This is a genomic window from Clostridium sp. CTA-6 (assembly GCF_054768115.1).
In genome coordinates this window covers 348,036-374,385 of the sequence record NZ_BAAAAU010000003.1, presented here as the reverse complement: position 1 = coordinate 374,385, position 26,350 = coordinate 348,036, and the positions used below count along the sequence as shown (strand labels likewise).

The 26,350-nt window shown below is 28.4% G+C and carries 28 protein-coding genes, 1 pseudogene and 1 other annotated feature; of the genes and pseudogenes, 19 read left to right on the top strand and 10 right to left on the bottom strand.

Going from position 1 to position 26,350, the window contains the following annotated elements; all coding sequences use genetic code 11:
• The first annotated feature begins 1 nt into the window (after position 1).
• From ACYUDJ_RS07135 to ACYUDJ_RS07110, 6 genes are all read left to right on the top strand, one after another.
• A complete protein-coding gene (locus ACYUDJ_RS07135) occupies positions 2 to 568 on the top strand; it encodes a VanZ family protein (RefSeq protein ID WP_460289539.1) in 567 nt (188 codons plus the stop codon).
• Positions 569 to 1,129: 561 nt separating this feature from the next.
• Positions 1,130 to 1,405 carry a CD3324 family protein gene (locus tag ACYUDJ_RS07130; protein WP_043031515.1) on the top strand — a complete coding sequence of 92 codons (276 nt, stop codon included), beginning with the start codon at positions 1,130 to 1,132 and terminating at the stop codon, positions 1,403 to 1,405.
• A gap of 198 nt (positions 1,406 to 1,603) precedes the next feature.
• Positions 1,604 to 3,157 carry an ABC-F family ATP-binding cassette domain-containing protein gene (locus ACYUDJ_RS07125; RefSeq protein ID WP_043031517.1) on the top strand — a complete coding sequence of 518 codons (1,554 nt, stop codon included), beginning with the start codon at positions 1,604 to 1,606 and terminating at the stop codon, positions 3,155 to 3,157.
• 147 nt (positions 3,158 to 3,304) lie between these two features.
• Positions 3,305 to 4,234 carry a helix-turn-helix transcriptional regulator gene (locus tag ACYUDJ_RS07120; RefSeq protein WP_003488822.1) on the top strand — a complete coding sequence of 310 codons (930 nt, stop codon included), beginning with the start codon at positions 3,305 to 3,307 and terminating at the stop codon, positions 4,232 to 4,234.
• Positions 4,235 to 4,287: 53 nt separating this feature from the next.
• Positions 4,288 to 4,914 (top strand): DJ-1/PfpI family protein, encoded by a 627-nt coding sequence (locus ACYUDJ_RS07115; protein WP_003488823.1) that lies wholly within the window; start codon positions 4,288 to 4,290, stop codon positions 4,912 to 4,914.
• A 341-nt stretch (positions 4,915 to 5,255) separates the two neighbouring features.
• Complete coding sequence (locus ACYUDJ_RS07110) at positions 5,256 to 5,726, top strand: hypothetical protein (RefSeq protein ID WP_043031520.1); 471 nt, start codon at positions 5,256 to 5,258, stop codon at positions 5,724 to 5,726.
• A gap of 202 nt (positions 5,727 to 5,928) precedes the next feature.
• Here the strand turns inward: ACYUDJ_RS07110 and cysK are convergent, their stop codons facing one another.
• From cysK to ACYUDJ_RS07090, 4 genes are all read right to left on the bottom strand, one after another.
• Positions 5,929 to 6,837 carry a cysteine synthase A gene (gene cysK, locus ACYUDJ_RS07105; RefSeq protein ID WP_043031522.1) on the bottom strand — a complete coding sequence of 303 codons (909 nt, stop codon included), beginning with the start codon at positions 6,835 to 6,837 and terminating at the stop codon, positions 5,929 to 5,931.
• Positions 6,821 to 7,273, bottom strand: a complete 453-nt coding sequence (locus tag ACYUDJ_RS07100; protein WP_003357225.1) for an S-ribosylhomocysteine lyase — start codon at positions 7,271 to 7,273, stop codon at positions 6,821 to 6,823. The genes cysK and ACYUDJ_RS07100 overlap by 17 nt, the downstream gene beginning before the upstream one ends.
• Before the next feature lies 1 nt (position 7,274).
• Positions 7,275 to 8,417 carry a trans-sulfuration enzyme family protein gene (locus tag ACYUDJ_RS07095; protein WP_043031525.1) on the bottom strand — a complete coding sequence of 381 codons (1,143 nt, stop codon included), beginning with the start codon at positions 8,415 to 8,417 and terminating at the stop codon, positions 7,275 to 7,277.
• A 240-nt stretch (positions 8,418 to 8,657) separates the two neighbouring features.
• On the bottom strand, positions 8,658 to 9,284 hold the full coding sequence (locus tag ACYUDJ_RS07090) for a class I SAM-dependent methyltransferase (RefSeq protein WP_043031527.1): 627 nt from the start codon (positions 9,282 to 9,284) through the stop codon (positions 8,658 to 8,660).
• Between the two features lie 162 nt (positions 9,285 to 9,446).
• Positions 9,447 to 9,696 (bottom strand) — a binding site (T-box leader).
• Positions 9,697 to 10,199: 503 nt separating this feature from the next.
• Between ACYUDJ_RS07090 and ACYUDJ_RS07085 the strand changes: the two genes are divergently transcribed.
• The 6 genes and pseudogenes from ACYUDJ_RS07085 (at position 10,200) to ACYUDJ_RS07060 (ending at position 15,339) form a co-directional block, all read left to right on the top strand.
• Positions 10,200 to 12,053, top strand: a complete 1,854-nt coding sequence (locus ACYUDJ_RS07085; protein ID WP_043031530.1) for a glycosyl hydrolase family 18 protein — start codon at positions 10,200 to 10,202, stop codon at positions 12,051 to 12,053.
• A 401-nt stretch (positions 12,054 to 12,454) separates the two neighbouring features.
• Positions 12,455 to 12,718, top strand: coding sequence for a CD3324 family protein (locus ACYUDJ_RS07080; RefSeq protein WP_003488836.1), 264 nt, complete (start codon positions 12,455 to 12,457; stop codon positions 12,716 to 12,718).
• A 203-nt stretch (positions 12,719 to 12,921) separates the two neighbouring features.
• Entirely contained in the window at positions 12,922 to 13,695 is a 774-nt protein-coding gene (locus ACYUDJ_RS07075; RefSeq protein ID WP_003488837.1) for a class I SAM-dependent methyltransferase, read from the top strand.
• A gap of 21 nt (positions 13,696 to 13,716) precedes the next feature.
• Positions 13,717 to 13,902 (top strand): annotated as a pseudogene (locus ACYUDJ_RS07070) (radical SAM protein); the annotation flags it as partial.
• Between the two features lie 131 nt (positions 13,903 to 14,033).
• Positions 14,034 to 14,795 (top strand): MBL fold metallo-hydrolase, encoded by a 762-nt coding sequence (locus ACYUDJ_RS07065; protein ID WP_003488839.1) that lies wholly within the window; start codon positions 14,034 to 14,036, stop codon positions 14,793 to 14,795.
• Positions 14,796 to 15,099: 304 nt separating this feature from the next.
• Complete coding sequence (locus tag ACYUDJ_RS07060; RefSeq protein ID WP_003405563.1) at positions 15,100 to 15,339, top strand: heavy-metal-associated domain-containing protein; 240 nt, start codon at positions 15,100 to 15,102, stop codon at positions 15,337 to 15,339.
• A 237-nt stretch (positions 15,340 to 15,576) separates the two neighbouring features.
• Here the strand turns inward: ACYUDJ_RS07060 and ACYUDJ_RS07055 are convergent, their stop codons facing one another.
• From ACYUDJ_RS07055 to ACYUDJ_RS07045, 3 genes are all read right to left on the bottom strand, one after another.
• Positions 15,577 to 15,909 (bottom strand): DUF6483 family protein, encoded by a 333-nt coding sequence (locus ACYUDJ_RS07055; RefSeq protein ID WP_043031534.1) that lies wholly within the window; start codon positions 15,907 to 15,909, stop codon positions 15,577 to 15,579.
• Between the two features lie 87 nt (positions 15,910 to 15,996).
• A complete protein-coding gene (locus ACYUDJ_RS07050; protein ID WP_003488842.1) occupies positions 15,997 to 16,497 on the bottom strand; it encodes a cupin domain-containing protein in 501 nt (166 codons plus the stop codon).
• 107 nt (positions 16,498 to 16,604) lie between these two features.
• Positions 16,605 to 18,515: a cell wall-binding repeat-containing protein gene (locus ACYUDJ_RS07045; RefSeq protein ID WP_043031535.1), complete on the bottom strand. Its 1,911-nt coding sequence runs from the start codon at positions 18,513 to 18,515 to the stop codon at positions 16,605 to 16,607.
• 324 nt (positions 18,516 to 18,839) lie between these two features.
• Here ACYUDJ_RS07045 and ACYUDJ_RS07040 point away from each other — a divergent pair, with 324 nt between their 5' ends.
• On the top strand, positions 18,840 to 19,991 hold the full coding sequence (locus tag ACYUDJ_RS07040) for a transglutaminase domain-containing protein (protein ID WP_003488844.1): 1,152 nt from the start codon (positions 18,840 to 18,842) through the stop codon (positions 19,989 to 19,991).
• Between the two features lie 161 nt (positions 19,992 to 20,152).
• Here the strand turns inward: ACYUDJ_RS07040 and ACYUDJ_RS07035 are convergent, their stop codons facing one another.
• Complete coding sequence (locus tag ACYUDJ_RS07035; RefSeq protein WP_043031536.1) at positions 20,153 to 20,761, bottom strand: ImmA/IrrE family metallo-endopeptidase; 609 nt, start codon at positions 20,759 to 20,761, stop codon at positions 20,153 to 20,155.
• 87 nt (positions 20,762 to 20,848) lie between these two features.
• Positions 20,849 to 21,271 carry a helix-turn-helix domain-containing protein gene (locus tag ACYUDJ_RS07030; RefSeq protein ID WP_003488846.1) on the bottom strand — a complete coding sequence of 141 codons (423 nt, stop codon included), beginning with the start codon at positions 21,269 to 21,271 and terminating at the stop codon, positions 20,849 to 20,851.
• 143 nt (positions 21,272 to 21,414) lie between these two features.
• On the opposite strand from ACYUDJ_RS07030, the gene ACYUDJ_RS07025 reads away from it, so the two are divergent.
• From ACYUDJ_RS07025 to ACYUDJ_RS07000, 6 genes are all read left to right on the top strand, one after another.
• A complete protein-coding gene (locus ACYUDJ_RS07025; protein ID WP_042386246.1) occupies positions 21,415 to 21,615 on the top strand; it encodes a helix-turn-helix domain-containing protein in 201 nt (66 codons plus the stop codon).
• Positions 21,616 to 21,716: 101 nt separating this feature from the next.
• Entirely contained in the window at positions 21,717 to 22,970 is a 1,254-nt protein-coding gene (locus ACYUDJ_RS07020) for a DnaD domain-containing protein (protein WP_043031538.1), read from the top strand.
• An 18-nt stretch (positions 22,971 to 22,988) separates the two neighbouring features.
• The gene (locus ACYUDJ_RS07015) at positions 22,989 to 23,528 is read left to right on the top strand and encodes a sigma-70 family RNA polymerase sigma factor (protein WP_003488850.1); all 540 of its coding nucleotides are present in this window, start codon (positions 22,989 to 22,991) and stop codon (positions 23,526 to 23,528) included.
• 103 nt (positions 23,529 to 23,631) lie between these two features.
• Positions 23,632 to 23,811 (top strand): YvrJ family protein, encoded by a 180-nt coding sequence (locus ACYUDJ_RS07010; RefSeq protein ID WP_003488852.1) that lies wholly within the window; start codon positions 23,632 to 23,634, stop codon positions 23,809 to 23,811.
• Positions 23,812 to 23,990: 179 nt separating this feature from the next.
• Positions 23,991 to 24,212 carry a DUF1659 domain-containing protein gene (locus ACYUDJ_RS07005; protein WP_003488854.1) on the top strand — a complete coding sequence of 74 codons (222 nt, stop codon included), beginning with the start codon at positions 23,991 to 23,993 and terminating at the stop codon, positions 24,210 to 24,212.
• A gap of 20 nt (positions 24,213 to 24,232) precedes the next feature.
• Complete coding sequence (locus ACYUDJ_RS07000) at positions 24,233 to 24,460, top strand: DUF2922 domain-containing protein (protein WP_043031539.1); 228 nt, start codon at positions 24,233 to 24,235, stop codon at positions 24,458 to 24,460.
• Positions 24,461 to 25,429: 969 nt separating this feature from the next.
• Here ACYUDJ_RS07000 and ACYUDJ_RS06995 read toward each other — a convergent pair.
• On the bottom strand, positions 25,430 to 26,305 hold the full coding sequence (locus ACYUDJ_RS06995) for a hypothetical protein (RefSeq protein ID WP_052500381.1): 876 nt from the start codon (positions 26,303 to 26,305) through the stop codon (positions 25,430 to 25,432).
• Positions 26,306 to 26,350 lie beyond the last annotated feature (45 nt).

Here is a 26,350-nt window from a genome sequence, read left to right as displayed (position 1 = left end):
TGTGACTTTCTTGATATTCAATAATATGAATAAACGTAAGGGTATATTAACATCAAGAATTCATTGTGGAATTACTATTGCTTTTGCAATTTATATAATTTCCGTATTTTATTTTACAGGAACAGGAACTTTATATGATATACTTCATCATCGCTCTCAAATAAGGCAAAAGGTAAACTTTATACCATTTTCTAATGAAATTGATATAGTGGTATATTTACAAAATATATTACTTTTTATTCCTTTTGGTATTCTACTTCCTTTTTTATGGAAAAAGCAAGATAAAGTGCTCTATATTCTCGTATCAGCATTTTCATTTTCAATGTTTATAGAAATCACTCAATTATTAAACAATAGAAGTACTGATATTGATGATTTAATATTGAATACGATAGGTGGACTCATTGGATATGGCATATATAAAATGTTTGTTTGTGTAATGAAAAGTGAACCCGAATCATACGACTGCTGTAAATGGGAACCCATCATATATATAGTTGTAATGTTTATGGGACGTTTTCTTTTATTTAACGAATTTGGATTTGCAAAATTACTTTATGGATTCTAAATGATTAGACAAACTCTAATTTGTGGACAGATTAAATAAATCGTTCAAAACCCCCGTAGCCATCCACTACGGAATTCTTAATTTCTACTTTAGAATTATACCATAATTATGTAGAATATATACACAAGAATAAAATGGAAAAACCTCATTTGTAGCTGATACGGAGAAGCGTACCATAAGTAGATGTGGTTTTCACTAAATTTATATGATACATGTTTAGAAGGTAAATGGTACTAATTAATAAAAAGTTAATTTTAACTTATCATAAGATTATTATATTAGTAAGGTATAGAAAAATAAATCTCAGCTGATAAGTTGGTATAAAATGTTAATGGGAGTGGTTGGGTAAATTGACACAAGTAATTAAAGTGATATAATTTAGAATAAAAAGGAAGGTGGATTGCAATGTTATTAGTTATAGTAGTTAGCTCCATGCAAAGATTGTAGTATATGAAAAACTTTTGCTTGGAGCCAATATATTAATATTGAGTTTTTCATATTTTAGTCAACCTTTGCATCTTCATTTATACAATTGATAAATGTAGATTGGAGCGAAGAATTATGAAATATGAAAAAGCACAAAATATATTGCCAGATGGTATAATTGAGATGATTCAAAATTATATTGATGGTGGATATATTTATATACCTAAAAAAAATGAAAATAAAAAGTCTTGGGGAGAAAATACTGAAACTAAAAGATATCTTAAAGTAAGGAATAAAGAGATATTTAATAAATATTCTTCAGGAGCTTCTGTTAAAATATTGGCTGAAGAATATTTCCTAACAGAAGGTAGTATTAGAAGAATAATAAGAAATCATAAAAGTTATGGTTAATATAAAAGGCATGTTTTTCACATTTATTACTATGAAAAACATGCCTTAAATTTTTATACTAAGTTTATAATCATTTTCATATTATTTATTTTAGCGCCACCTCCTGTGCTCATAAACAGTACAGATTTATTTATGAACTTGGACTTAAGCCTTTGTGGTGTTATCATTCAATCAAAGGATACAAGGAGGTGTAAAGTTATGAGCATTTTAACAGTTGAAAACATGAGTCATTCATTTGGAGATAGAATATTATTTAAAAATGTATCCTTTAGATTATTAAAAGGAGAGCATATTGGTCTTGTTGGAGCTAATGGTGAAGGTAAGTCGACCTTTATGAAAATTATTACAAATGAAATTTTAGTTGATGAAGGAACTATTGATTGGAATAGTAAATTTAGCATTGGATATATGGATCAATTGGTTGAATTAAAAGAAGGAATTACTGTATTCAATTTTTTAAAAAAGGCATTTATAAAGTTATTTGATATAGAGAATAAAATTAATGATTTATATAATAATATTGGCAATATGGATAAAGCGAGAATGGATAAAACTTTAAACCAAATTGCAACCATGCAGGAGATTTTAGATAAGAATGATTTTTACAGTATTAACTCTAAAATACAAGCAACTGTAGTTGGACTTGGGATTAAAGAGCTTTTAGATAGGGATGTTTCAGCTTTAAGTGGAGGACAAAGAACTAAAATTTTACTTGCAAAACTACTTTTAGAAAAACCAGATATTTTACTACTAGATGAGCCAACTAACTATTTAGATGAAGAACACATAGAATGGCTTAAAAGTTATTTAATAAATTATGAAGGTGCATTTATATTAATATCACATGATAATAATTTTTTAAATAGTGTAGTAAATGTGGTTTATCATCTTGAGCACAAAACCTTAACAAGATATGCGGGAAATTATGATTATTTTGTTAAACTTTATGAAGTACGAAAAGAGCAGAGGTTAATTCAATATAAAGAGCAGCAAAACGAGATTGCAAAGCTTGAAGATTATATAAGAAAAAATAAGGCAAGAGCTTCTACTGCGAAACAAGCTAAATCAAGAGAAAAAAAGCTTGATAAAATTGAAAAAATAGAAATCAAAAAAGAAATCATAAAACCATATTTTAATTTTAAAAGTGTGAGAATGCCAGAAAATATAATTTTCAATGCCAGTAATTTAATTATTGGGTATAACACACCATTAAGCAAACCTCTAAATTTAAAAATGAAAAGAGGACAAAAAATTGCAATAACAGGTGCTAATGGAATAGGTAAAACTACTTTAATAAAAACTTTACTTGGACTTTTAAAACCTATAAATGGTGAGGTGACTTTAAGCGATTATAAAAAGATAGGATATTTTGAACAGGAAATTGTAGAAGATAATGCTGGTTCAGTTTTATATGATGTTTGGAATGAGTTCCCTGATTTAACTCAAACAGAAGTAAGGAGTAGTCTTGCTAAATGTGGGTTAACAAGGCAGCATATAGATAGCCCTATTAATATATTAAGTGGAGGAGAACAGGCTAAGGTTAGACTGTGTAAGTTAATCAATGAACCTAGCAATGTATTAGTCTTGGATGAACCTACAAATCACTTAGATATTTATGCAAAAAATGAGCTTAAGCATGCTTTAAAAGAGTATGATGGTAGCATAATTCTAGTATGCCATGAGCCAGAGTTTTATAAAGATATTGCAACGGATATATGGAACTGTGAAGCTTGGAGATGTTGTAGTGTGTAATATAAAAAGTGATGAGGAGCTATCCAGCAATGGAGGCTCCTCTTTCTCTATATTTGGGATTATGGGTTTTATATTTATTTACTGAAATTTGTTGCTATTTGTCCAGTAGCACTATAGAATCTATATATATTAAATCGAGGTGAGATGATGAAGATTGAAAGATTATTAGGAATATTATTTTATATAATAAATAGAGATAATGTTAGTGCAAATAATTTAGCTGAGCATTTTAATGTTTCTCGAAGAACAATTCTTCGTGATATAAATACGTTGACATTAGCAGGAATTCCAATTTATTCTGAAGTAGGATCAAAAGGTGGTTATTCAATTAATCCTGATTATAAGTTGAACGAAAAAATAATTGATAATGCCAACTCTGAATATATGCTACTTGCGCTGCAAAGCTTAAGAAGTGTTTATGGTGAAAGAAAGGTTAATGAAACATATGAAAAAGTAAAACATATATATTCTGATAAAAATAATAATCATGTACTAAATATTGATTTTTCTATAGTAAATGAGAACAGAAGTATAATTTCCTATATTTCTATGTTAAAAGAAGCCATTCAACATAATAAAACAGTTTCATTTCAATACACTAATCTTAATGGTGATACTCGAATAGTTAAATGCAATATTATACATGTTTTATATAAATGGTACTCTTGGTATGCTTTTGGTTATGATTTAGAGAAAAGTGATTTTCGCATGTTTAAGATAGTAAGAATGGGAAATTTAGAAATAAGTGAGATGTATTTTGATAATGATTATGATGTAGCAAAGTTACTTGATAATTATGAAGAAAAAAGAGATAAGGATAATATATATGTTACTATTGAATATTCAAAAGAAGTGGAGGCTTTGATTAATGAATATTTTCATGGTGATGTTATCAATGTGTCAGAAACATCTATAGTTAAAAAAGTTGCTATAAAAGAAAATGACTTTATTATGTTTTCTATCATTTTAGGGTTTGGAGAAAAAATTAAAGTTCTTTCTCCATTATCCTTCCAGCAAAAAATTAAAGAACATTTGAAAAATACTTTAATAAAAAATTATGAGAACAGTGACATATAGGTGTCACTGTTTTTGTGTTAGAATGTTTTTAAATTAATTTTAGGAGGAACATAATGAAGAAAATTATATATCTTTACATTTTAGAATCTATGGCTGAATGGGAAGTCGGCTATATTCTACAAGCCATTAGTATGGAATCTATGTTGAAAAAACAAAATAGAGAATTTGTAATTAAAACTGTTAGCACTAGTAAGAATCCAATACAAACAATTGGTGGATTAACTATAACTCCAGATTGTTTATTAGATGAAATAGACGAAAATAATGTGGTTGCCTTGCTTTTGCCAGGTGCAGAATCATGGAACAGTGAAGAAAATAATCAGATTTTAGAAAAAGCCTTATCATATATAGATAAGGGTATTCTTGTAGGGGCTATATGTGGAGCCACACTTGCTTTGGCTGATTTAAAAGTTTTAGATAAATTCAAGCATACAAGCAATTCTTTAGATTACCTAACATTATTTTCAAAACAATATAGTGGTAAAGAGTTATATGTTAATTCTCCAGCTGTTGTAGATTGCAACTTGATAACAGCAAGTTCAGCAGGCGGTTTATTGTGGGCGAAGCATATTATACAATATTTGAATGTTTTCCCTTGTGATATTATTGAATCCTGGTACAACTATTATTCTACCGGTGACCCTAAATATTTTACAGAGCTTATTTCACAGAGTATTTAATGGAAAACTCAATAATATATGTTTTGGATAATAGAGAAGAATTAGGTTAAATTGTTGAATATCCTAATTATAAGTATATTCACAAAGTTTTTTTCATATTTAATAATCTAAGTAATGAAATTGTAATTTATTTAAAAATTATATAGTAAGAACTTAATAGAAATATCTAATTAAAAGTATTTTTCGATAAATAATATATTGCTTATTTTTAAATAATTTCATATTATTTTTTCAAGGCTAGAATATAAAAATTTGCAAAAAAATACATATATTATGATATGATAATTGTAGGAATAATTTCATAAATGTAAAATAAATCAAGGTTAAAAGGAGATTCTACTTTGAAAAAAAATTTTTTTATTACAATAATAGTATTGTTAGTTTTAGTATTGTTTTGGACTAAACCTATGGAAAAACTTATTCCTTTAGATCCACCTAATATTAATATTGAATATAATCAGAATAAAATTGAAGTTGCAAAAGGGGATTACACTTGGACTAATAAACCTGGAAATTCAAATTTAGCTGATAGTCCAATTAATTTAGCTAAAAAACTTAAAGCTTCTTCTGTAGAAAGAGGTGAACAAATAAAATTTACTTTTAATACTTTATTGAGACAGCCAAGCAAAACTAGTGTGGATTTAATAATATACAATAAGGATAACCCATCAGATATTAAATTAAAGGAACAAGTGATAAATGTAGATTCTTTTAATGCTCCGAAAAAAAGGGGAGAATATATTTTCTTAATTTTTAGTTTGTGGGATGAAGGACATTCTATTAATTATGTGTTCAAAATAAATGTTATATAGATAAGTAAATTCAACAACGCTTCAGAGGGAGTTTTTACTCCCTCTAAAGCTTAGAAAATGTTTATACAGGGTCATACCCGCTCTTTACTCCCACTTTTAAGAAGATGGGAGTAATCGGATAAATTCTAAAATACGTTTATCTAGGAGAAATTTAATAAATACCTTTTTTATATTATAGATATTTCAGTAGTATTTATAATATCTAATATATATTTTTACTAAAGTATCTATCTCCTCTATCAGGAAGAACAGTAACTATATTACCTTTGTCTATTTTTTCGACTAACTTTAAAGCAGCTGATACTGCAGCTCCAGATGAGCTTCCAACAATAAGACCTTCCTTTAGAGCTAAAAGCTTAACCATCTCATAGGCTTCTTCATCATTAACTTTTATAACTTTATCCACTAAGTTCATATCCATAGTATCAGGTATAAAATCATTTCCAATGCCTTCAATATCATAGGATTCTTTGTCTCCACCGCCCATAGTAGAACCCTTTGGATCAGCTAATATTCCTTTAATATTCTCATCCTTTTCCTTAAGGAATTTCATAACTCCTGTAAAAGTACCACCACTTCCAGCACCAGAAACAAAATAATCTATTTTACCATCCATATCTTCATATATTTCTGGACCAGTTGTTTTATAGTGAGCAAGGGGATTTGCTTCATTTTCAAATTGTTTTAAACTTATGGAGTTTTCTATAGTTTCTAATAGTTCATTAGCTTTTGCAACAGCACCTAACATGCCATCTTTTTTAGGGGTATTTATTATTTTAGCACCTAAAGCTCTCATTAATGTTTGCTTTTCCACGGAGAATTTTTCAGGAACTACAAATATTACATCGTATCCCTTATTTATTGCCGCAAGAGCTACTCCAATTCCAGTGTTACCAGCAGTGGCTTCAACTATTGTATATCCTTTTTTTAGTTTCCCTTCTTTTTCAGCCTGTTCGATCATATAAATTCCTATTCTATCCTTTACACTTCCACCAGGATTATTGGTTTCAAGTTTTACAAAAACATTAACGCCAGGTTTAATATTTAAATTGTTAAGTTTTAGAATAGGGGTATTGCCTATAAGTTCTTTAATACTATCTAAATACTTCATTGCTAATACCTTGGTTTAAAACATGTTTTGCATATTCTTTTGCTGAAAATAGGGAATGATCTCTATAGTTTCCGCACTGAACTGCATTAGTTGCAGGAACTTCTTCTGTTTCTATAACTTTATTTAATGAGTAATTTAGTGCTTCAATAACAGTATCAACTTCAACTTCTCCCCAAGCTATCAAATAAAATCCTGTTCTGCAACCCATTGGAGAAATATCTATGATATTATCCATTTTTTCTCTCATATAACCTGCTAGTAAATGTTCTAGGGTATGAACTGCGCCAGTTGGCATTTCTTCCTCATTAGGTTGTGAAAATCTTAAATCAAATTTCGTAATTGTGTCACCCATTTCACCTTTTTGAGTTCCACATTTCCTTACAAAAGGGGCCTTAACCTTTGTATGATCTAATGAAAAACTTTCTACTTTAACCATTTTATCTACTCTCCTTAAATGCATTTTTTAAATCTTCTATTAAATCGTCAGCATTTTCTATACCAACGGATAATCTTATTAAATTATCTACAATACCAACTTTTTGTCTTAATTCATAAGGTATAGCACCGTGAGTCATAGAAGCTGGATGGCAAGCTAAAGATTCAACTCCTCCTAAGCTTTCTCCAAAGGTTACCATCTTAAGACCTTCAAAAAACTTTTTATAATCATAACCATCTTTAAGAACAAAGGATATCATTCCACCATATCCATTAGCTTGTTTTGATTGAATTTTATGTCCTGGATGAGTATCAAAACCAGGATAATATACTTTTACTACTTCATCTCTTTCTCTTAAAAATTCAGCAATAAGTTTTGCATTTGAATTGTGTTTATCCATTCTTATTGCTAATGTTTTGATTCCTCTAATTAAAAGGAAAGAATCAAAAGGTGCTAGAATTCCACCAGTAGAATTTTGTATAAAATGAAGTCTTTCAGCTAGTTCTTCACTATTTACAACGGTAATACCTGAAACTATATCACTATGTCCTCCTAGATATTTTGTAGCACTATGAATAACTATATCTGCTCCAAGGCTTATTGGTTTTTGTAGGTAAGGAGTCATGAAGGTATTATCAACTATAGTATATATACCTTTTTCCTTAGCTATTTTTGATATTGCTTCTATATCAGTTATATCCATAAGAGGATTAGTAGGAGTTTCTATATATATAGCTTTCACAGTTTCATCTATACTATTTTTTACTTCATCTAAGTTAGAAGTATCAACTATAGAATATTTTATATCAAAGTGGTTAAACACCTTATCTAAAACTCTAAAAGTTCCACCGTATACATTATTTGAAATTACTATTCTATCTCCTGACTTAAATAGTGATAAAACAGCGGTTATAGCAGCTAATCCTGAAGCAAAGGCAAAACCTCTATATCCTTCCTCAAGTTCTGCTACAAGTTTTTCCAAAGCTTCCCTTGTTGGATTTCCTGTTCTTGAATACTCATATCCTGTATTTTCTCCAAACTTAAATTGTTTGTAAGTTGAAGTTTGATAAATAGGTACATTTACTGCACCTGTATGCTTATCTCCATCTATTCCACCATGAATTAATAATGATTCAATTTTCATTTTTTTATTCCTCCTTAAAAATTAATTGTGATTACAGTTCTTACTTGTTTTTTTAGATTAAAATAACTTTAATGTTCAGTTATTTCAATCTAAAATTTTATTATTCATTTTCAAATTGTGTTATGATGTTTGTTTCTTTATATTTATATTTAAATTTTATTACAATTCGCTTCTTAATATTATTTATTAATTAGATTTCATTATAATTTAACTTCTTAGTTACTTATTAATTAGATATTATTATAATTTCACTGCACTAGCTAAAAATATACCTGTTTCAGTGTATTCACCTTTACTTGAATATCCCTTACAGCTTAAATTTGTATTTTCTATTTCTATATTTTCAAATCCAGCATCTTCTAACCAATTTGTCATTTGTTCCTTTGAAAATCCAAGCCATTCATCAAACATTTCTTCCTTTGCCCATTCACCATTGTGCTCTCTAACATCTGATATAACAACTACTCCATCCTTTTTAAGAACTCTGTACATTTCTGCAATAGCTTTTTTGGCATTCTTTATATGGTGAAGTGCCATGTTTATAAATACTACATTTAGTGATTCATCAAATATTGCTAAGTTATCAAGGGATGATTTTATAGGGTATATATTTTTATAATCTTTTTTTGAAGCAGAAACTGATAATTCCTTAAGCATATTTATAGAATTATCTATAGAAAATACTATGCTTGCTTCGTTTGCCACCGCTAATGAAACAAAACCCGTACCACAGCCTAAATCACCTACAATTTTATCTTTTATATTAGTTATTGATAAAATTTTATATTTTAATCTTTCTTCAAAATACTCACTTCGTATTACATTCCAATTTGGTGCTATAGAATCAAAATACTGTAAAGAATTCATAATAATCCTCCTATAAATTAATTTAGTTCTGTTAAGTTATATGAATATTAATTTTCCTCAACCTCTCCAAATATAATAGATTCATCACAAATACATTACTTGCTAGGGGAGAGAGAAATTAATAAATAAAGCTAATAATAAAAAAGCTTCTGCCTCTAAATTTTTAGAGGCAGAAGTTAACTTCCGCGGTTCCACTCTAATTATTATTGTAAGAAATATACAATACAATAACATCTCATTTTGATACAATAATACCTCAACGCTTTAACGGGCGTACACGCTGTCGTCTACTATATTTCGAGACAGTGCTCAAAGATGCATTCACATAAGTTACACTTAAAATCCCTTTCAGCCAAGAAGATTTCTCTCTGTTAGATTACCTTATGTTACTATTTCTTATCATAGCATTTATCAATACCTAGTATTCCTATGTGATTACTTGATTAATATTATAATAGAGTATTAGAATAATTTTGTCAACTAAAATATTTAAAATTTTTTCTAGTATTTTTTATGTAATTTTACAAATAATCTTTCAGTTTTTTCTAATATTATTTTTGTATATTAGGTAAAGGTTCTAATTATATAGTTTTTTGTAAAGTTAGGTAAGTATATGAAAGTTAGAAAAATAAATATTTTATTTAATATAGAAAATAAAATGTTTATACTATATTTTATAATTAATTAAATATAATGTATGAAATTGTTTAAATATGTTTTTATGGTTATTTATGTAAAGAACTCAGAAAGGTAATCGAGAAGATAAATATATTAAAAAAATGGAGGTGTTAGATATGAATGATATTAATTTGAATAGTTACTGAGACAATATAGCCCAAATTCATATTTGAAACCAAATAGCAAGATTATCATAGCATAGTATTATAATATAGAAATAAAATAGGAGGATTTACAATGAAAAACACCAAATTAATAAAATTAGTAGCTGGTATTATGGCTGCTACATTTTCACTGTCGCTTTTGACAACAAAAGTAGAGGCAAAAAATATTGAAAATAAAAATACTAAAAATGAAGTTAAACAAACTGTTAATAATAAAGATTTAGAAAGAAAGTTAATTGGATATTTCCCAGAGTGGGACTATAATAGTGAAGCTCAAGGGTATTTTAAGGTTACTGATTTGCAATGGGATTCTTTAACTCATATTCAATATTCCTTTGCAATGGTGGATCAAGCTACAAATAAAATTAAATTAGGGGACAAACATGCCGCACTGGAAGAGGAATTTAAAAATCATAATTTATCTTATAAAGGGAAAAAGGTAGAGTTAGATCCAAATCTCCCGTATAAAGGACACTTTAATTTATTACAAACTATGAAAAAACAATATCCTGATGTTAATTTGCTTATATCAGTAGGTGGGTGGGCTGGAAGTAGAGGATTCTATACAATGCTTGATACGGATGAAGGAATAAATACCTTTGCAGATTCTTGCGTTGATTTTATAAAAAAGTATAACTTTGATGGTGTTGATATTGACTTTGAATATCCATCTTCAACAAGTCAGTCAGGAAATCCAGCGGATTTTGACTTATCTGAACCTAGAAGGGTTAAATTAAATGAGAGATATAATATACTCATGAAAACATTAAGGGAAAAAATAGATGCGGCTTCTAAAAAGGATAATAAAGATTATATATTATCTGCTGCAGTTACAGCATCACCTTGGGTACTTGGTGGAGTCAAAGATAACAGCTATGCTAAGTATCTAGATTTCTTAAGTGTTATGTCCTATGACTATCATGGTGGATGGAATGAATATGTTGAAAATTTAGCAGGTATTTATCCAGATCCAAAAGATAGGGAAACTGCCAGTCAAATCATGCCAACACTTTGTATGGATTGGGCTTATAGATATTACAGAGGAGTTTTGCCACCTGAAAAAATATTAATGGGTATACCATACTATACTAGAGGATGGGAAAATGTACAAGGTGGACAAAATGGACTTCATGGATCAAGTAGAACCCCTGCATCTGGTAAGTATAATATCTGGGGAGACGATTTAGATAACGATGGAAAGCTAGAGCCAGCAGGTGCTAACCCATTATGGCATGTATTAAACCTTATGGAAAAGGATAAAAATTTAAAAGTATATTGGGATGATGTAGAAAAGGTGCCATATGTTTGGCAAAATCAAGAGAGAGTTTTCTTATCTTTTGAGAATGAAAGATCTATTGATGAAAGACTTAATTATATTAAAAATAAAAATCTAGGTGGAGCATTAATTTGGGTTATGAACGGTGATTATGGATTAAATCCTAACTATGAAGAAGGTTCAAGTGATATAAATAAAGGTAAGTATACTTTTGGTGATACTTTAACTAAGAGATTAAATAATGGCTTAACTAATATGGGAGCATGCAATAAAACACCAGAGGATTCTAATAATTCACTAGAACCTATAAATGTTTCAGTGGACTTCGGTGGTAGCTATGATCATCCAAATTACACTTATGATATAAAGGTGAAAAATTATACAGGTAAAGAAATTAAGGGAGGCTGGGAAGTATCCTTTGATTTACCAAAATCAGCATTATATAAGTCTTCCTGGGGAGGCAACTATACTTTAAAGGACAATGGAGATTTTACAACAGTTACAATAAAATCTGGTAACTGGCAAAATATTAATGCTGGTGCTACTGTTAACCTTCAAGGAATGATAGGGTTATGTTTTTCAGATGTTAGAAATATTAAATTTAATGGTATGAAACCTGTAGGAAATCAAAAAAATATTCAACAAAAATAGAGATAGAAATTTAAATTATGAAGAAAAATCAAATAAAACAGTGCATATGTATTTTATAATGCTAAGCACTGTTTTATTTGATTAAAAGGATGAAATCATGTAAGATGAAAGCATGAATGATGATCTTTATAAAATGAATAATATGTTGTACCATATCTGTTAAATATAGTACAATTTAATTAATAATTTCTGACGTGAATATGTTTAATATTAATAATTATGGAAGATGAATAAGTTAGGAGGAAAAATAATGATTAGGAGGTCAAAAAATTAATTTACTCCATGCAAAGCCAGTGTGTGATTGAAGCGGCGCTTTGTATGGAGTATTGAGCTGCTAGTATAAGTTCGATGCATATGGCTTTGTATCCTATTTATTTTAAATATTTAGGGGTGGAGCTTGTATGAAATATCAAAATGCAAATAAGGTACTGCCTAAGCATTTATTGCTTGAAGTACAGAAATATATTCAAGGGGAATATTTATATATTCCTGCACTAAAATCCAGCTATAAAAAATGGGGAGAGAGATCAGGAGCTCGTAATGTTCTGATACATAGGAATAAGGAAATTATGAGTAAGTACAAACAGGGTTCTGCCATGACAGAACTAGCAGATGAATATTGTCTTTCTATCCATTCAATAAAACAAATAATTTATAAAAAATGATTAAAGGGGCGCAAATATGCGCCCCTAATTCTATAAAATGATATAGAATCATATTTTATCTTGAGTATACTATAACGGAAGAATAAAATATTATTTAGAAGGGGTTTAGAGTTAAGGGGGAGTTTGGGATAGATTTGTAAGCGTGATATAAATAATAATACAAAAAGTATTTTTGCAAACTAAAATATTAGAGAGGTGCAGCAATGAATAATAGGAAAGTAATTATGCAAAATGAAATTGCTTGGGATAAGCGTGTAAACGATGGCATGTGTTGGACAGTCCCAGTGACAAGTGAAGATATAGAAAAGGCACGTAATGGAGTATTTGGAATTAAATTGACCGCCATTAAAAACGTTCCGAGGGAGTGGTTCCCACAAAAAATGGAGGGACTTAAAATTCTTTGTCTTGCTTGTGGTGGAGGTCAGCAAGCACCAATTTTGGCAGCTACTGGAGCAAATGTAACTGTCCTTGATATCTCATTAAATCAATTAAAGCAAGATGAATTTGTTGCAAGTCGTGAAGATCTTAATTTAAAAACTGTTCAGGGGGATATGTGTGATCTATCACAGTTTAATAATAATAGCTTTGATATGGTATATTGCCCAGTTTCAGTTACATATATTCCAGATGTTTTACCTGTATTCAAGGAGAGCTATAGAGTATTAAAAAAAGGTGGATTATTTCTTTTTGGAACAGTTAATCCATTTATTTATCTATTTAATGGAGAAAAGTGGGATAAGGGTATATTCCAGGTGACAAATAAGTTACCATTTAATTCATTTGATGAGCTTGATGAAAAAGGCATAGAAGAATTTGTAAGAGATAAAAATGCTATTGAATATAGTCATACCCTAGAGGCATTAATTGGGGGACAAACGAAGGTAGGTTTTCTAATTACTGATTTTTATGAAGATGTGGATAGCGACAAAATTTGCCAGTATAGTGCAAAATACTTTGCTACTAAGGCAATAAAATAAATTTAGCTTTATTGATTTTACATAAATGATAGAGTTGGTGATATTATTGACCTTATGAAAATCAAAGGGTTACCTGTAAGACTCCTTTCTAATAGATATTTACTAGGTAGAGATGAATATATAAAAGAAATTACTATCATTAAGGGATATAACGATGATGAAGCATCAATTAAGAAGATAAAAAATATTATCAAGGAAATATCTCCTAGTAATTAATAAAAATATCCTTTGAAAATTGAAGAGTGTGATAAATATATGTTATAGTTTAATAGTGAATAAATTGAATTTTGTTGTGATTTATTTACAGATTCAATGAAATGGAAAGAAGGACAAGTTAAATGGACAATTGGTTTACAATAGATCATATTGATAAGGATACACATATCATCAGTGAATACCGACATTGGGAAGAAACACATGCTTATCTTTTAAATGGTACTGAAAGAAGCCTATTGCTTGATACTGGTCTTGGTATTTGCAATATTTATGATGAAGTGATAAAGCTGACTGACAAACCAGTAACTGCTGTGGCAACTCATATTCATTGGGATCATATCGGCGGGCATAAGTTTTTTCCTGACTTTTATGCTCATGAGGATGAGTTAAACTGGCTAAATGGAGAATTTCCACTAACTTTGGAACAAATCAAGGACATGGTAGTAGATCGTTGCGATTTGCCAGAAGGTTATAATGTGGACAATTACAGATTCTTTCAAGGTACGCCTACAATGGTTCTAAAAGATAATGATATCATTGATATAGGAGGACGTTCTATTCAAGTGTTACATACGCCTGGTCATTCACCAGGACACATATGTTTTTTTGAAAAGGAACGCGGTTATCTTTTCACAGGTGATTTAGTTTATAAAGATACTTTATTTGCTTATTATCCTTCTACTGATCCGAAAGCCTATTTGAAATCAATTGAGAGAGTTGCAACACTTCCAGTAAAAAAGGTTTTTCCAGCGCATCATAGTTTGGATATACATCCAGAAATACTCATTAGAATGCGGGATGCTTTTAGACATCTGGAATCGGAAGGTAAATTGCATCACGGCAGTGGGACTTTTAAATACAAAGATTTTGCTATCTGGATATAATTACAAATTTCAATTTATAGTTTAATAATATAAGTTTATAAAAAAATGAATAACATTTTTAAATATCACATTATTGAAAAGTAAATGAATGTTGTGGTATTTTTTTGTGCGTAATTCAAAAAAAATATAGCTTAATGGAACATTATGAATAAGGTTCTATTAAAATTACAATAATATGAAAACTATTCTTAAATATAGACAATTTTAATTAAAATTTAGAGAGTTATTTATAAAATAAAGAATAAGTGTTATAATTTTGATGATAATGAAATTTGTTATCAAAACATGCAAAGGAAGTGTCCATATGTTTTTTAATAAAAAATCTGCAGGAAAAGAAATAGAATTAAAAGTAGAAGGAATGATGTGCAATCATTGTGAAATTGCAGTTAAAGAAGCTCTTCAAAAAGTAGATGGAGTAAAAAAAGTAAAGGTGAGCCATTTTAAGAAAAGAGCCTTTATTACATTAGAAGAGGGGAAAGATGTTGAAGTTTTTGAATTAATACATGCTGTAAAAGCTACGGGCTATGATGCTTCTGAAATATAAGAGAATAAAATTTATAGAAGTGCACTCAAAACGCTAGCTATTTTAACCTAACATTTTGAGTGCACTTCATTAACACAAACAATCTTTAAATTTATTAGATCTATAAACAGAGTTCTTGGCTTTAGATGGAGTTTTTACTCTCACTAAAGCTTAGAAATCGTTATCCAGGGACGTACCCGCTCTTTACGCCCACTTTGAAGAAGATGGGAGTGTTAGAGCGGGTAGTCATCGGATAAATTAGTTAGCTTTAAACCTTTCTATGTCATCTAATCCTTGATAAATTTCATCTCTTGCAAAGTTACCTTCATTCAATTCTTCATCACTTTTTTTAAGCAATGCATTGTAAAATTCCACGGCTATTTCATATACTTCAGGTGAATCATTTTTTTCTAATTCCTCAAAGATTAAATCTTCTGCTTTATCATAATTGCCTTCATAAAATAATTTATTTAAAATTATTTTAAATAAATCTGTTGAACCAATTTTTTCGGTATCAATATTTTTATCATTTTCTAAAATAGTTTTACCAAATAATTTTCCTAAGTCGTCTATAGATTTTTTAATACTCATAATATTCCACCTTAATTTTTTTATTAATGATATTGACAATTTATGTTTATTATTTGTGCAAACTCTCTTTATTATTTAATCAAAAAACTAAGCTCTAGTTAATTTTTCTATTGTTTCTTTATATTTAGGATATAGATTTAAAAGAGTATCCCTTTCAAATAATTCAAAGTCCCTAAACTCAAATCCAGGAGATACCATACAGCCAACAAGAGCATATCCTTTGTTGTTCATTGCAGATCCAAAGATGTAGTTTTTAGGCACTAGAACTTGAGGTTTTTCACCTTTTTCTATATCCAAACCTAATTGCTCAGTTATAAGTTCACCTTCAGGGGTAATCATATATATAGTTAAAGGAGAACCACTATGATAATACCACATTTCATCAGATTTTAATCTATGAAAATTAGATACTTCTCCATTTCTTAATAAAAAATATATACTAGTCCACAGTATTCTTTTATCCTCAAAAGTTGTTGTTAAATCTGAATCAGTGATATTTTCAGCTGAAATAAAACTTTCTTTATAATACCCACCTTCAGGATGAGCTGTCATGTCTAGTTTTTCTATAAAATAATTTGCGTCTTTCATATGTATATCTCCTTTTAAAATATAATTTGAAATATATAGTTTTTTTATTTTTACAATAATAAATCGTGATTAAATGAATTTTATGTTTTTATAATTTTAATAAATTTTTATTTGATTTTGTAAAGTTCCTCTCCAAGATAGTTAATTCTAGATATTCCTTCTCCGGTATCAAAGTATATCCATTTAGGGGTTGTCCATAAATATAGAGATTGGGTTTGAATAAGTCTTGTTTCTCCAGTACCATCAAGATTCATTTTATATATGCCATTTAAATAAGCATCATGCTCGTCGGCGATAACAGAGTAATAAATATAATCATTGCATACATTTAAATTAAATATGTTATTATTTTTATATTTATTTGAGGTTAGTAATGTGTTATTTGTTCCATCATTTTTTATTTTGTATATGCCATTTGAAGTACTATAATAAATATAATCATCTACTGGTTGAAAACGAATAAAAGGTTCATTAGCAATTACTCTAACTTCACTTCCATCAGTTTTAGCCATTATAAATTTAGATTCAACCTCATCAGCATTTTTGGAAATATAAATATTAGCATATATCCATCCATTTTTTATACAAAAACCATAGCCCTTATTTATAGAATATTCTTCTTTAATATTAAAGGAGATTTTGCTTTTACTTGAACCATCAGTTTTCATTTTCCATAGCTCTGCTTCTCCATCTTCTAAATTTTTAATATAGTAAATATAATTACCCTCTAATGCTATGGAAAAAGGGAAGAAGTTATCATCGCTTAGTTTTATTTTGTTTTTTCCATCTAGAGTTGTTCTATAAAGTCCATTAGAATTATTAAATGAAAAAATATTATAATAAATATAATTTTTATCTATTATTGTATTACAAACAGGATCATTGATTATTTTAGTATCATTGCTTCCATCTGCTTTTATTCTATGTAGTGAACCTTTGTCACTTGTTTTTCTATAATATATGTATCCTCTATCATAAATTATAGAAGAACCGTTTATCTTGTTGCCAAAATAGTCTTCTTCTTTTGTGGTAAGTTTTTTTATGCTTTCGTTAGGAATAACTCCAGTTCCGCCTAATACTATAAGATTTTTATTAGAAGAATTTTTTTTGCAAATATTATATGTAAAGTTTTGTGTAGCATTACTCGGAGATTTTGACGTTAATATAATAAAAGAGGAATTTTTAGCTGCTAGAGCTGCCCCAGATAATGCATCAGGAAAATTTTCCCCAGAAGCTACATAAACATTAGTATAGTCATAATCAGTAAAATGGTTAATTATTTTTGAATTTGTATCATATCTATCTGTTCCGCCAATTCTTTCTGAAAAAGGAAATTTAGATAAAACAGAATCATTAATAACTCCAGATCCGCCGACTATATAAGATTTAGAAATTTTTTTATTACTTAAAAATTTACTTGTTTCATCTAAAAATGTATCCTTTGGGGATAATATAATAGGAAAACCTTTTTTAGCTGCTATAGGGGCAATAGAAAGGGCATCTGCAAAGCCATTTCCAGAGGCAACAACTATATTGTCACTTATAGTAAAATTATTATACATATAATTTGCAACACTTATAGAAGTTTCATATCTATTTTTACCACTTAGTCTAATAACATTAAGATTATAATTTTTTCTTAATTTATCCTCAATAGATTTAGATATGCTACCATAGCCACCAATAATAAATACTTTTTCTACTTTTAAATTTTTGATTTGCTGTATTTGATCATTATTTAATTTAGATTTAGAATTTAAAAGGATTGGAGAGTTTAGTTGTTTAGCTAAAGGAACTGCGCATAGAGCATCTGCAAAATCTTCACCGCTAGTTATTACTAAATTTTTAGAAACTGACCAACCGGATTTTACTATTTCTTTGCTGGTTTGATATCTATCCTGACCATAAAGTCTAGTAACTTTTGGAGCAGCTAATACTTTTTTAAATGGAATAAAAATAATTAAAATTAATATAAAAATTGAAGATAAAATTTTAGAAGTGATTTTTTTTGTATTCATTAATTTACATAGCCTCCTTTAAATTAAAATATATGGGTTTAAAAATGAAATTATAATGAATAGTATAGAATTTTAAGAAGTGAAATTAAAACAATACTTAATAAAATTTGAAGTTAAGAAAAAGATTAGGATAATTATAGTATAAAGTTAGTATAAAGTAAAGTTTAAATTTACTAAATGTGAACATATATGGTTTATATATTGGAAAGTAATTTGATAATCTCCATATTTTTATTGAATTATTGAGATAATTATGATATCTATAGATAGGGGAATTTTTGCTATATTTTATAGACGAAATAAATTAAACAAGAGGAGATATTGATGCAATCAAAGAAAATTTTCAAGATAATATTTAAAGTTTTTTTAGTAGTTTTTATACTTTTAATAGCAGGAGTAGTTTTTATAAACTATAGACTTAGTAGTTATGCTAAATTACCTGAAGGAGTAGTAAGGGTTACAAATAAGGAGGAGTATTATAAAGCTATAGAGAAGGCTATGTGTAATTATGATGAAAAATTAACTGTAGCTATTACAGATATGGAGGATGACTCATATTATAATATAGATACTGTTGAAAAAGTTTTACGTAATAATCCACAATTAAATGATATTTGTATTGATGCTGAAGGAAATGAAAAAGTACTTACAATTCCAATAGAAATGAACATTGATTTTAAATATTCAGAAGATGTGAAAGTATTAAAGAATAGAGAAAAAGCCGTACAAGCTAAAGTTAAAGAAATTATAAGTAAAGTAATTAAACCAGGAATGAAAGATTATGAAAAAGAATTAGCACTACATGATTATCTAGTTAATAATGCAAAATATGATGTTAGAATTGATAAGGGCTCTATGCCTAAGGAATCTAACACGGCCTATGGTGTATTAATAAATAAATTAGGGGCTTGCGTTGGATATTCCGATGCTATGAAAAGACTTTTAGATGCTGCTAACATAGAATCGAAAATTATAGTTGGTAGTGTTATTACGGAAGAAAATTGGAGTGGACATGCCTGGAATTTAGTTAAAATTGGAGGACAATATCACCATTTAGATGTAACTTGGGATGACCCTATAAATGAAGATGGTTCTAATACACCTAGACATACTTATTTTAATATTTCTGATGCTCAAATAAAAAAGACTCATCAATGGGATGAAAAGAGTTATCCTAAATGTAACAGTACAAAATTTAACTTTAAAAATTTAGGCTTATCAGAAAAGGATGGTAATGGAAATACAATATTAACAATACATAATTATGATGAATTTTATTCTACTATACAACAAGCGGTGGTTAAAGGAAAAAAAGATGTAAGTATAAATATATTAAACTTTAATAAAGATGTATATGATTTAGAGAATGTAGTTAATAAAGTTTATAGATCTATAGGTAAAGAGGGACCTTATTCTTGGGTAGAGGAGGAAGATGATATAAATAATTCAAAAATAATTACCTTAACTTTTGAATAGAAAACACTTTGATAATAAAGATATAAAAAAGATACCTGTGTGAAAATCACAAGTATCTTTATTTTTGACATTAAAAAACAATTTTAGTATCATTATAATTTATAATTGTAAGCTTTTTAATTTATTTAGAAAAATGTTTAATAAATTTTGTAACAATTATCTTAGAAACTTATTTCTATATTTTCATAGCTTTTAAGTCTTGAATATGTTAAATTAGAGCATTTAATATTGGTTAATCTTTTTAGTACAGCGCTCTCTGAAACATTAAAATATTTTGCCACTTCTTTAATAGATTTAAAATTACCGGTGTATATTTTGTTTTTAGGCATAAGTATTTTGCCAGCAAATTCGGCAGCCTCTAATTCTTCTATATATAAATCCCTTTCTGTTTTACAGTTTTGTGGTAATTCATGATGTCTTAAATAAATATGACCTAGTTCATGAGCTAATGTAAAGTTAAGTCTGCAGTGTTTGGAAATTTTGAATGGATAATGGATTTTATTTCTATTAACAATTATTAAAAAACTATTATTTTCTTTTGAATATACTGTAGCTACATCAAAACTATCCGATAAATTAGCCATTGATTTTATTTGTATAGGTAAACTTTGATTTTTTTCAATTTTTAATATAAGTTCAACACAATCTAAGGGCCAATGTTTTAATTTAAAATATTCTATAAAAATTTGTACTCTTTTATTTATATAATCAATCCTATGCTTAGGGATTTTATCTAAAGTATAATATTTATTTTTATAATAATTATCCATGTGATCCCTCCATATTATAAAAGAACAAATGTTCTATAGTTCTATTATAATACGAATCAATTACCAAGTAAAGGAAAAAACAAATAATTATTTATTCTTGTTTTTAGTTAAATAAAAGTTTGCAAATTCTTTTATAGCTTTTATATCTTCTTTAGGTAATTCACAGGCAACTCTATTCATAATAGTTAAAATTTCAGAGTCTTTATCATGGATAGTTTTTGCTAATCTTATGGTGTCTGCTAATTCTCCATCAGCCTTTCTAAAAATATGTTCAGTATATTTTTCATGCTCTATACTTTCATCAATATAACCTGCTTTAATCATTAATTCACCATAACTTATTCCAAGATGTGGTGCTAGTGATTTTAATGTATTAGGTGAAGGATTTCGGCGCTCACCAGATTCTATGCGGGAAATTTCTGTGTTACTTATGTGAGAGAGTTCAGCAAGTTGTCTTTGAGATAGACCCTTTTCTGTTCTAATATTTTTAAAAAATTCACCAAATTTCATAATAACAATCCTCCTACAAAACAATTATACAATAAATGTTACCGATAGGCAATAGAAATAGCAGTGATATATTTGACATGTGGTTACAGTATCTGGTAAGATTGTATTGTAACTTAATAGAAACAAAAGTGGAGGGATATAAATTGCAACCTAATAAAAAATATATTTTAGAGCTTATTAATAAAAATAATTGGTCACAAAATAAATTTGCTAAAAAAGCAGGAGTTTCAAATGCAACTATAAGTAGGTGGATTAATGGAAAAAGGGGGGCTGGTCCAGAATTAATAGCAGGTATAATTAGGGCTTTTCCTAATGAATCTATAAACAAGCTATTTTTTTTATAGATGTTGTTGCTGTCAGGTTACAAAAGTCAACAGATTAATGCTAAAAAGAATAGTCATCGGATAAAACATTAAAAATAGTATTGTATAAGGGGGATATAATAATGGCTAAATACAGACAGCTTTATACAGAATTTTGGAAGGATGGTTTTGTGGTGGAATTAGAACCAGAAGAAAAATATTTTTATCTCTACTTATTAACTAATGCTAATACTTCACAATGTGGAATTTATGAACTACCTAAAAAAATTATAGAGAATGAAACAGGATATAATAGAGAAACTGTGGATAATCTTATTAAAAAATTTGAGGAATATAAAAAAATAATTTATTCAGAAGAAACTAAGGAAATTATTATACTAAATTGGTTTAAATATAATGAACCTAATAATATTAATGCTATTAAATGTGTGAATAAGGAACTTAAAAAGATAAAAAACAGAAATTTTGTTAAGGAATTATATTCTCAATACTCTAAAAGTGGATTAGAAGTAGATAAATTATTTTATGAAATAGAAGATAGTTTTATTAAGGACAAAAATAATAAAGTTAAAGATATTTATATTTCAATAACTGACCATGGTAATAGTGACTATGGTTATAAGAATATAAATAGTAAGTTTGAAAATAAGTCTATAGATATAGATAAAAATATTGAAATAGAAACTAGTAATAAGCATATTGCTAGGGGGGATGAAGGGGCTTATAAGGGTTCTGTAAGTAAAGAAATAATAAATAATAAACAAAAAGAAATAAATAATAAAGAAGAAGTAATAAGCAATAGTTGTTGTAGTAATAAAGAAAAAGGGAGTAAATATAATAATATAAACAAAAATAGTAATTGTGAATTTAAAAGTCAAGAAGAGCTTAAGTTAAATAACGCTGTAAAAAGTGATGATTTTAATAAAGATGTAGATATAACAACAACTACAGGAAAGAATGCAACAGCTACAGAGGAAGAAGTAGGTGAAATTGAATCTTGTAGAGCCAATGTTAAAAACATAAGGGATGTTATAGCTGTTTTTGAAAATAATATACACAAAATGGCGCCCATAGAGAGGAAAAAAATTATAGGTTGGAGTAATAAATTTAGCTACGATGTAATTGTTATGGCTATAGAAGAAGCTATATTTAATAATATAAAAAACATAGGATACATAGAAAAAATTTTAGATACTTGGTTTTCTAAAGGTTTAACTTCTATTGAGGATATAAAATCTTACAAAGCAAGATGGAAAGAAAAAAAGAAGAAAACAAAATCTAAAGAAAACACTGTGGATAGATGGAATGATTTTGAACAAAGAGAATATGATTTTGAAAAGTTAGAAAGAAAGTTATTAGGCTGGGAAATGGCTTAAAAAAGAGGGGGGTTTTAAATGTATAATTTACTTGAAAAATATAGAAATGGTGATATGAGTGCTTTAAATGAAATTATAGAAAATTTTAATCCACTTATATTGAAAGAGGCATCAAGATGGAGAATAGGATGTTATGAGTATGAAGATTTGGTGCAACATGGTTATCTTTCAGTTATAAAGGCTGTTAATATGTTTAAAGGTGAAGAAAGTAAGTTTGTTCCTTATTGTATAAATGCAATTAAAACAAATTATAAAGCTCTCTTAAAAGGAGAGATAAAGCACCATAGAGAAATACCAGATGAAAATATATTAAATAAAGGCAATGAATATATGTTTACCATAGAGGATGAAATAATAGCCTATGAAAAAACAAAGGAGATATATGAAGCAATAGATAAGCTTACACAAGAGGAAAAACAGGTTATAAATGATTTTTATATTAAAAATAATAGTCTTAATAAAGTAGCAGAGGACACAAATAAAACTTATAATTCCGTAAGATACACTAAAGATAAAGCAATAAAAAAACTGCAAAAAATACTTGAAGAGCATAGTTAAGGATAGAGTAGAGGAAATGTAACTCAGATTCATACTTCATCTGAGCAAGTGATTTACACCAAATCGTAGATTTGGGTTCTCTACTTAAAGGGTGGTGAATTCCATGTATGACCAATTAATAATGCTTATAAGTAATGTGGGATTTCCTATAGCAGTTACTCTATATCTTTTATTAAGGATAGAAAAAAAGCTTGAGGAATTGACTAAAGCTTTAAATTCCCTTGATAAATCTATACTTTCAGCTATAGAGCACCAAAAAGATGAGTATTTCACTAAAAAGTGAGATGCTCACTTTTTATATTTAGAAAACCACCTGTTACGCGGATATGTTCAGAATATCTTTAGTTATGATTACGTAAAAAAATATCCTCCTTTTATTAAAAAAATCACTGCAGTTTATATCTCCTAGTCATATATATAGGTGAAAACAAAAACAAACAAAAAATAAGGAGGTAACAAACTATGGCAGTAAGTAAAAATCTTTTAGAAAGAAATCTGGCTCTAGAATATCAAGATGGCTTAGATAAGAAAGGAAAGGCCATCATGAAAAAGGCTACCTATAAAAATGTAAAACTAGCTGTAGAACCAGAAGCACTTATGGAGGTAGTGGATGCAATAAATCCATTAATGCCAGAGGGCATATCAGAAGCTAGGGTAGTAGAAAATTACGTATTATTAAAATAATTAAAAAGGGGGTATAACTTATGAGTACAAAAAAATATTTAAATTTAGTCTTTAGAACTACAGAGGATTCTACTTCAACTATAAAGATCCCAAAGGTTAAAGAGGATGTAACAGAAGAGGAAATAAAAAATTGTGGTAAGTCTATAATAGATCAGAACATATTCCAAACTAAAAATGGAGATCTTTCAAGTCTTAAAGTTGCTAGGATTATAACAACAGATACAGAAGAAATTAAAGTAGAGGAATAGTTAAGAAACTCTCACATTAGTTGGCATTTAATAAGGAAGTAAGAGGAGAACTTTATTTAGGAGTAGCCGATATTTGGTATTGGTATGATAACACCCCTAATGCATTTGTGCGTTAGGGGTGTTATTTAATAATACCTGCTCTATTAGCGTAGTATAGATACGAAAAACCCGAATTGGATAATAACTCATTTGGCTCTTTTCGTAAATCAAGCTGTTTAGTGATAACTTTCATTGCGTCATATGTGGTAATACCTACCGTTGCTCAATAATTTCCTACAGTCATCTCAGTTAGAAGCAATACATCTTTAAATCCTACATTTATTTTGGGTATCGTTAATACATTTTGAATGGCGCAATTTAAGCACAAATCCCTAGAGTTAGGAAAAGATTTATTATAAGCACGCGGCAAATAGGAACTGTGATCTGTTCCTATTACAAAAGAATTCCTAGTAATATGTCTCTCAAGTTTTGCAAGATATTTTACCAAGGGCTTAGCACCTTTTATCCATGCTTATCCAGATATTATCTTTATTTCATTGAATAATATCTTGTTCTTTCATAAAATCGTGCAGATGTGATAGAATTTTATTGTAATGAACCATCGTATGTAAGCCAGGCCAAGCTGTCTCAGTTTTATGTATATTTAAAAATCTTTCACTTTGTGTGCTAAATTTTATGTTATGAGTTAATTGTAACCTTGACAAGCGTTGAATAGTTTTTTTTCAAGCGCTGACATAATTTCTGATTGAAATAAATCTAATGAGTCAATTAGATGATAATACTCCCGCTCCATAAGGTAATTTAGTTCCGGTGATAATTGATATTGAGGAAGTCCACCTGGAACAATTATACGTACTTCATCCCAATATAAAATAGCATTACTAAGCTATACATTATCTTCAATATTAATTTGAGGATAATATAAAATAGGATGCATTTTATTCCTCCTATAGAAAATATGGGTATGTATTAGAAGCAATTAGATTTAAAGTTCCTAATAAGATTATCAAATTCTGTTTGCTTCATTGTTACATACATATTTTTGATATAATATTCTTCAAAGCGGCAGAGATTCTTGTATGACAATCCACAACTTTTTAAGATAGCAAATCTATGCTTACACCGAATAGTTTTATCTGTAGGTTCTTTAAAACTCATTCGAATAAAAACAATTTCATATTTTGCATAAACAGCAAAGAAATAAGCAATCGGAACATAAAATACCGAAAGTATAATTGGAATACAAAAACTAACAATTGAGTCAAGAATCCCGATTGTTTGATAAGACGCTAAAGCTTCTTTAAATGTACAGCAGATAAATATAAATCCAGCTATAGCTAATAGCCATGTCAATAATTTTTTGACTATTATAAATTCTTCTTTCATTCCAGCAACAGCATCTAACATAAAAATAAAGGTAAGGACAGGTATAATAGCCAATTCTGCTATAAGGCTAAAGGTAAAAACGCTGATAATAAACTCAACAAAGACTGTAAATTTCAAATTATTAATTACCATATTGAAAAAATAGTGTGTATCTATATGCTCTTCCACCGCCTTAAAACATATTGGAATACCTGCAAATAATACCCAAACAGTAACATCTTTGATATATATCCATTTCCAAAGTGATAAAAATGTCCACCAATATACTAATAATCCAGCATAGCAAATCATTATAAAAAACGGAATAACGAGCTTCTTTGTGCATGCTGCTCGAAGTACTCCTTTTGCTGCTTTTCTAGTTCTGGATGAAATGAAAACAAATGCTATAAATATCAATAACCAGATACCAGTTGCGATTTCACGATTAGAAAAAATATTGTTTAATACATTTAACATCATGTCCCTGTGCCTCCTAATGTTAATATAGCACATCATGGTAATTGC